Here is a 6,946-nt window from a genome sequence, read left to right as displayed (position 1 = left end):
TGTGCTGCTTCGCATCAGTGAGCACCCGGCCAGCCGGGTGGAAGAGCTGACGCCCCGGGCGTGGAAAGACACCTTCGCCGATCAGCCGCTCCGATCAGACCTCTACAGGGCCGTCAACCACGCCTCTGAATGAACGGTTACGTATTAGAAGCGGTTCGGCAGGCTCGCTTCCCACCACGGTGGCACTGCTTCTAGCCCATTTGCCGGGGAACACGCAACATAGTATCCAGCGCGGGAATAGTCGCTATACGTCAACTCGAATGAGTGTCGACGAAAAGGAAGATGTTTCTAAAGGAATTCGAATAATCGTGAGTAAGAAGATAAACTAATATGAGTGAGTTGTTTCAATCTTTTGCTGCCAACAAAAAGGGAGTGGACTATATTTGCTCGGATGTTCACGGTCACTTCTCTTTGCTAGAAGAGCGGCTTGATAGAGAGAACTTTGATCCCGGAGTCGACAGGGTTTTCTGTCTGGGAGACCTGATTGATCGCGGTCCGGAGAGCGAGCTTGCCCTGAACTGGCTAAATTATGATTGGTTTTTCTCAATCCAGGGAAATCACGAGCGCATGCTCATTAACTCTGTTGATCAGTCCTCAGCACATATGTTCTCACAGTGGTACGCCTGGGGTGGAGCATGGGCAGAAGCTCTATCTCATGACGAGTTAATGCAGTTCTATGAAGCATTTGTTCGCCTTCCTGTTGCGCTAGAGGTTGACCTTCCAGGCGGGAAGAAGGTGGGTCTAGTGCATGCAGAGCTTCCGGATAGTTGTGATTGGAGTGATGTTAAACAGATTCTTCAAAGCAGCGATGCGTCTGATGTAGAACGAAGTCTTTTGACTAGCGACATGCTATGGAGGAAGTCGCAGCCATTTCGAACGGACCCTACGTCTATAGAGCCGGTGAAGAATATTAACCATGTTTTCCATGGGCATACGATAGTCGACTTTATAACAACGCATGCTAACCGAACCTTTATGGACTTGGGGAGCTATTTGAACGATGATATCGGCCTGATAAGGCCAGCTGATTTCGTGTAGGCATCACGACATGCGAATGTCAGAATACCGGAAGCACTGGCCCTCGCCCTTCCCCATTGTGAGCCGCTTCACATGAAATATGCCAAGACGCTCTCGGTATTCCCTACTGCGGTTGAGAATCCCGGTGCTTGTCAGCAAGACCATTAGAGTAAAACGTAATGGCTCGACTTATCCCTGAATAGATAGAACGGCCTCGAAAAGGCCATTTGACGTTCTTTTAGCTGGGCATTTCTGTGCTTTAGTTATAGATCCTCACCTTTCTATAAAACCTGTGTCGCAATTTTGCTAATTAAATTAGCGCCAGACCGGGTTCTCTTGTAGCCTTTCAAGCAGAATACATACCTAGCCGGACTCGTTAGAGCCTCCGCGCTTTGGGAGAACCTGCCTGTGAATAAAGTAGTGATCGTAGCCGGCGTGGTGCTGGCGTTGTTGGGCTTAACAGCTTTGGTTCTAAAGCCCGATGAACCACAGCCTGCTGCCGTAACGTCAGAGTCGTCTAACTCATCTTCGGCGGTTGCTTCGGTGAGCGACCCCTTGCCCGTTAATGCCCCCACCCCTGCAACCCGCACTACTGCCGGCGGGGCGGGAGCGTTGGCGTTACCGGCAACCCCGGAGGCGCCGCCCCGCCAGCCGGAAGTGGAGCTATGGCAACTGAATAAAAACGCTCCCGATACGCAGGTAGACGGCCACCCCGCCAAGCGGTTGCGCACTGATCCGGCGCTGGTTCAACAGTTCCATGTGGGTCAGAAATTACACATGTATATCCCGCAGCGTGACATGGATGTGGCAGCCCGCCTGGAAAGCACCCGAAACCAGTCGGCAAATGTCCATATTTTTCAGGGGAAGCTCCTCAATGGCGACGAACAGGGGAACCTCACGGTAGCGCGGGGGAAAATCCAGACGCACCTGACCATATCCACCCCTTCAGGTACCTATTCCGCTGTCATCGATAACAAAACCGGGGAAACAGTGCTGACCGATGAGGGCGATATTACCGTTAACCAAGTGCCCTTTGAGGACGGCATTGCTGTGCCACCCATTGAGCAGGGGCCGCCGCCGAGCGGTGGTTAATGTAAAGCCCGTACGATTGTTGTATTCCCAGTGTAACTGCATCTGCATGTGGAGAGAGAGAAAATGAGAACGACAATATTCAAAAAGATGGCCGGCGCCCTGGCGGCGGGAAGTCTTCTGTTCGGAACCGCGGTTGCCCAAGCGGATCCGGTGGTGGATGTGTTGGTGCTGTACCTTGATGAGGCCCAGCAGACCAGCGCCGGCCGGGATATTGATGCCCGAATTGGTTCCTATATTGCGTACAGCAACCAGGCGTTTGAAAACAGCAACGTGGATATGCGACTGCGCCTGGTAGGCGCGGAGAAAGTCAACCTGGACTACACCTATGTGACCAGCGAAAACCTGGGGGCTTTGCGTAGCAACAGCGCCGTCGCGCGCTTGCGCCAGGAGTATGGCGCTGACTTGGTCACGTTGTTGAACCTAAGGCAGCCCATGTCCGGCGGTTATGTTTGCGGTATTGGTTACGTTCCGTGGGGTGATGCCAACACCGGTCGCCTAGCCAGTAATGCCGGCTCGGCGGCGTTCAGTCTGGTGGGTGTGGATTGTGGCCTGAGCACTTTTGCGCACGAGCTCGGTCACAACATGAGCCTTGGACACTCCCACGTGCAAAACAGTGGCGGTGGTGTTTGGGAATGGGCTCGGGGCCACGGCGTACAGGGCTTGTTCAGTACCGTTATGGCCTACCCCCAATCATACGGCACCAGAAATCAGATACAGGTATTCTCCAACCCGGACGTGGCCGGTTGTTCCGGGCAGCCTTGTGGTGTGGATGCCGGCCAACCCCATGGCGCGGACGCCAGTCGAAACCTGGACCGCCTCGCGCTGCAAATTGCCGACTTCATGCCCAGCGTAACGGAGGTCGACGAGCCGGACCCCGAGCTTGAGCCGTGCAGTAAACCCGGTGTTGAGGGCAACCTAATCACCAATGGGGAGTTTGACTCCTTGCAGGGGTGGCAGGCACTGTTCAACGTCTCCCGGTTGACTCAGGCGGACCAGCAGACCGAGTGCGTCGATAATATGCTGCGCATCACTGATCGCTCTCAGGTTTACGGCGATGGCTACCACGATTTAGGCAGCAAGCTGGAAGTGGGTAATGAATACCAGTTTACCGCATCGTTCGGTGTGGCCGGTGCCGAGCGTGATACCGTAAGAATTGCCTTGCGGATTCAGGAGGGCAGTGGCATCCGCTATCAATACCTGGACCCCGTCTCCGTGACCGCAACTGAATTGACCGCTTATAGCACCCGCTTTCGTCTGGACGCGACCAGCACCCCCGATAATGTCGGCCTGATTCTCTATGGTCCTCAGGTGGGTGTTGATATCATCGCGGACGAGGTGGCGCTTGTGGATGTGTCGGAGCCCGCCCCCGAACCAGTCAACCAGCCGGTGCTTAGCGAGAGCTTCGAGCGTGAAGCCAGTGGTTGGTCGAGCTTCGGCGGAAGCCAAACGGCGTTCTCCTCCCACGCCTCCGAGGGGGATTACAGCATCCGAAACTATTCGCGCCGGTACAGCTATTCGGGCCCCATGCGTGAAGCCACCGGCCTGTTTGATGCCGGCACCACCTATTCGATCACTGCCAGCGTCTACGTAAACGATGGCTCCGCAAGCTCCGCCAATGCGAACGTGTGGATATATTATGTCGACGATCAAGGGGCCCATTGGGAGAGGGTGGTCAGCACCACGGTCACCACTAACAGCTGGCAGAGCATTGAAGGCGAGTTTGCGATTGTGCCCGAGGGCGATATTCGACAAATGCGGCTGCTGGTCGGGGGCCCGAGAGCCTCAGCCGATCTGTACTTGGATGAGCTTCGGATAGTGCAACCCTAGTCTCCTTTACTTGAGTAGCGTGACGAACCGCGAGTCTCTTACGGGGCTCGCGGTTTTCACATGTGGAAGTGCCCTATCTGATGGTTGTCGTCCCCCTAACCATTAACCCCGTCACACTTTTCCACCATCAATGTATGGCAAAATGCGGGCTCCAAAAACCGACACGGAACACAAGGAGTGATAAAGTCATGCTGACTTCGCCATTACGTCGCCTTTCCAGCCTCATTTTTCTCGCCTTTGCCTATTTTGCGCTCGCCGCTTGTGGTGGCAGCAGCGGTAGCAACGGAGGCGGTAACCCCCCGGACAGACCGGACCCGCCCGATACCAACCCCACGAGCTTTACCTTTGCGGCTGCGGAGGGTGTTGAGCCTGGCGCCAAGGCCGTGTCGGAGACCATTACCATCGAAGGCATTGATGCCAATGTGTCTTTAGCGGTCACCGTAGACGGCGGTCAGTATCGCCTCAATGAGGGCCAGTTCCAGTCAGGGGCGAGTAACGCCGGGCTGGGCGATGAGCTGACCCTGCAAGGCACCGCGCCCGAAACACCCGAGGAAACGCAAACCGTGACCGTTACGGTCGGTGAGCACACCGCCACCTTCGATGTGGTAGCGGCGGGCGATACCGGGGCGCCGGAAGCCGCCTTTGTCTTTCCGCCCCCCATTACGGCCACCGAAGGCGATACCGTCATTGTGCGCGGTACCGCCGAGGACGAGTGGAGTGAGGTCGACCGCGTGACGCTGACTGTCAATCATGAGGGCGGCACTAACGACTATGAGGTCGACACCGAGGATGATTTTGCGACGTGGCAGAAGCAGGTAACCCTTGGTCCGGGCGAGAACACCATTACTCTGCAAGCCGAGGATGCCTTGGGCAACAAGGTAAGCGAGGAAGAGCGGCAAAGTGTGACGGTGGTTCAGCAGGCCTTTGCTGAGGCGTTTCCGGATGATGAGGTGGCTATTGAGAAGCCACAAAGCCTGATATTTGATGAGGAGCGTGATCGTATATTGGTGACGGATTTTTCCGCGAACCGGATTGTCTCCGTGGACTTGGCAACCGGCAGCCGGTCGGTCTTTTTACAGCTGGATGATGAGGAGCGTGAAGTGGGCGTCGGTCGCCCGTCCGGGTTGGTGCTGGATGCTCCGCGAAATCGCCTGTTGGTCAATGGGGATACCGTCGAAGGAGGCAGTGTTTTAGGAGTTGATTTGGACACGAAGGAGGTGACCCTTATTAACAGCCGTGAGACTCCCAACGAGGACCAGCCGGCTTTTTCTACCCCTCGTGGTATGGCGGTTGATCCCTCCGATCCCGAACAAGTGTTTGTGCTAGCAAGCGGCACCAACAACCTCGCTAGGCTGAACCTTGCCACTGGGCTGCGCACTCTTGTTTCCAGTAACGATATACCAGAATCTGGCCCGGGATTTGATTATCCTTCTCAGCTGGCCGTCGGTAGCGGCGGAGCTCGAGCCTTGGTGGGGCAGGCTAGCCCTGACGGCATCATGTCTGTTGATTTAGATACCGGTGACCGGGAAGTTTTTCTCACTGAGGGTGAGCCTGAGGGTACGCCAGAGCTTATGGTGCGCGCCATAGTAAATAGTGATTTGGAGGAGCTAGTTCTGGTTCAAAACATTATAAATCAAGAGCTTTGGGCGGTGGATAAGGACAGTCGTTCGATAACTCTAATTTCAGGGGGCGAACACCCTCATGGTCACAACCCTTTGGGGTGGTTTATAGATATGGAACTGGCCCCCAACGAAGAATTTGTTGCAGGAATAACGTCGAGGTCCAATAGAATAGACGCTCTTTACGCCATCGACCCAGTCACTGGCGAACGCTTAGTAATAAGCAAGCCTACTGGTGATATTGAATAACAAGTGGTTGGTTGGTCTCCTTGGGGCCCGAGTCCGCGCAACCTAGTCTGAGATAACAACATGAAGGAGTTGGCATGAAGCCTTTAAAGATCACCGGGAACGTTTCGTGTCGTAAGCGATCTTTTCGCCGTAGCCTTTTGTCCGTCGCAATCATAGCGGCGGGGCACGCTGTTTTTTCCGGACCGGCTCAGGCGGGCCCCGAGGGCGGCCAGGTGGTCGGTGGACGTGGTGATATTACCCAGGGTGGCCGGACCACTACCGTGACCCAGGCGACGGATCGCTTGGCGGTGGACTGGGACAGCTTCGATGTCGACTCCGATGAAATTGTCAACTATATCCAGCCCGGCTCGGATTCCATTGCTCTTAACCGCATATTGAGCCATCGAGGCTCTGAAATTCACGGCCAGATTAACGCCAATGGGCGAGTGGTGTTGGTTAACCCCCACGGTATGGTGTTTGGTAAGGACGCGCAGATTAATGTCGGGGGGATGATTGCCAGCGGCCTGAGTGTTGATACCAGCGATTTTATGAACGGTGACTTTACCTTCGCAGCCCTGGAGGGTACGGAAGGGACTGTTATTAATCGCGGTATCATTCAGGCGGCCACGGGGGGCTCCGTGGGGCTGCTGGGCCGGCGGGTTCGCAATGAAGGGGTTATCTCCGCCGAGTTGGGCGCTGTCAATCTTGCGGCTGGCAAAGAGGCGGTAGTTACTTTTGATGATGCCGGTTTAATAGGTGTGCGTATATCCAAGGAGGTCCTGCAGGAAGAGCTTGGCGTTGATTCGGCGCTGATCAATAAGGGCGAAATCAATGCGGCGGGAGGCCGCGTACTGCTCACCGCCAGTACCAGCCAGGATATTTTCTCGCAAGCGGTTAATACCGGAGGCGTGGGTCACGCTGACAGCGTGGTGGTCCATGAAGATGGTAGCTTTACACTCGGTAATGGAGACCCCGACAATGAGTGCGATGTCGATACCGCTTCGAGCAAAACGGCATGGTTTGAAGCTGCTAACGATATAAAATATTGGCGTGAGACTCTTTCTTGCGCTTGATATTATGATAACCATAGGTATCATAGAGATGATGTTTCTGTGTAAGGACCGAGTTTAGGAAAAGGAGCCCTTGATGTTCGATGAAAACGT

General features: G+C 55.0%; 5 protein-coding genes. All 5 read left to right on the top strand.

What is annotated here, in order from left to right; translation table 11 throughout:
* The first annotated feature begins 330 nt into the window (after nt 1–330).
* The 5 genes from AAE514_RS18055 (at nt 331) to AAE514_RS18035 (ending at nt 6,856) form a co-directional block, all read left to right on the top strand.
* Nucleotides 331–1,038: a metallophosphoesterase gene (locus tag AAE514_RS18055; RefSeq protein ID WP_347332965.1), complete on the top strand. Its 708-nt coding sequence runs from the start codon at nt 331–333 to the stop codon at nt 1,036–1,038.
* A gap of 387 nt (nt 1,039–1,425) precedes the next feature.
* Nucleotides 1,426–2,109, top strand: coding sequence for a biofilm-associated metzincin protease inhibitor BamI (gene bamI / locus AAE514_RS18050; RefSeq protein ID WP_347332964.1), 684 nt, complete (start codon nt 1,426–1,428; stop codon nt 2,107–2,109).
* A 63-nt stretch (nt 2,110–2,172) separates the two neighbouring features.
* The gene (gene mep72, locus AAE514_RS18045; RefSeq protein ID WP_347332963.1) at nt 2,173–3,936 is read left to right on the top strand and encodes a biofilm-associated metzincin protease Mep72; all 1,764 of its coding nucleotides are present in this window, start codon (nt 2,173–2,175) and stop codon (nt 3,934–3,936) included.
* Between the two features lie 188 nt (nt 3,937–4,124).
* Nucleotides 4,125–5,804 carry an NHL repeat-containing protein gene (locus AAE514_RS18040; RefSeq protein ID WP_347332962.1) on the top strand — a complete coding sequence of 560 codons (1,680 nt, stop codon included), beginning with the start codon at nt 4,125–4,127 and terminating at the stop codon, nt 5,802–5,804.
* 74 nt (nt 5,805–5,878) lie between these two features.
* On the top strand, nt 5,879–6,856 hold the full coding sequence (locus AAE514_RS18035; RefSeq protein WP_347332961.1) for a two-partner secretion domain-containing protein: 978 nt from the start codon (nt 5,879–5,881) through the stop codon (nt 6,854–6,856).
* Nucleotides 6,857–6,946 lie beyond the last annotated feature (90 nt).

It is taken from the genome of Marinimicrobium locisalis (genome assembly GCF_039822625.1).
Classification (GTDB): Bacteria; Pseudomonadota; Gammaproteobacteria; order Pseudomonadales; family Cellvibrionaceae; genus Marinimicrobium; species Marinimicrobium locisalis.
Note: the sequence above shows the minus strand (reverse complement) of the source record. Positions and strands in the feature narration are given on the sequence as shown.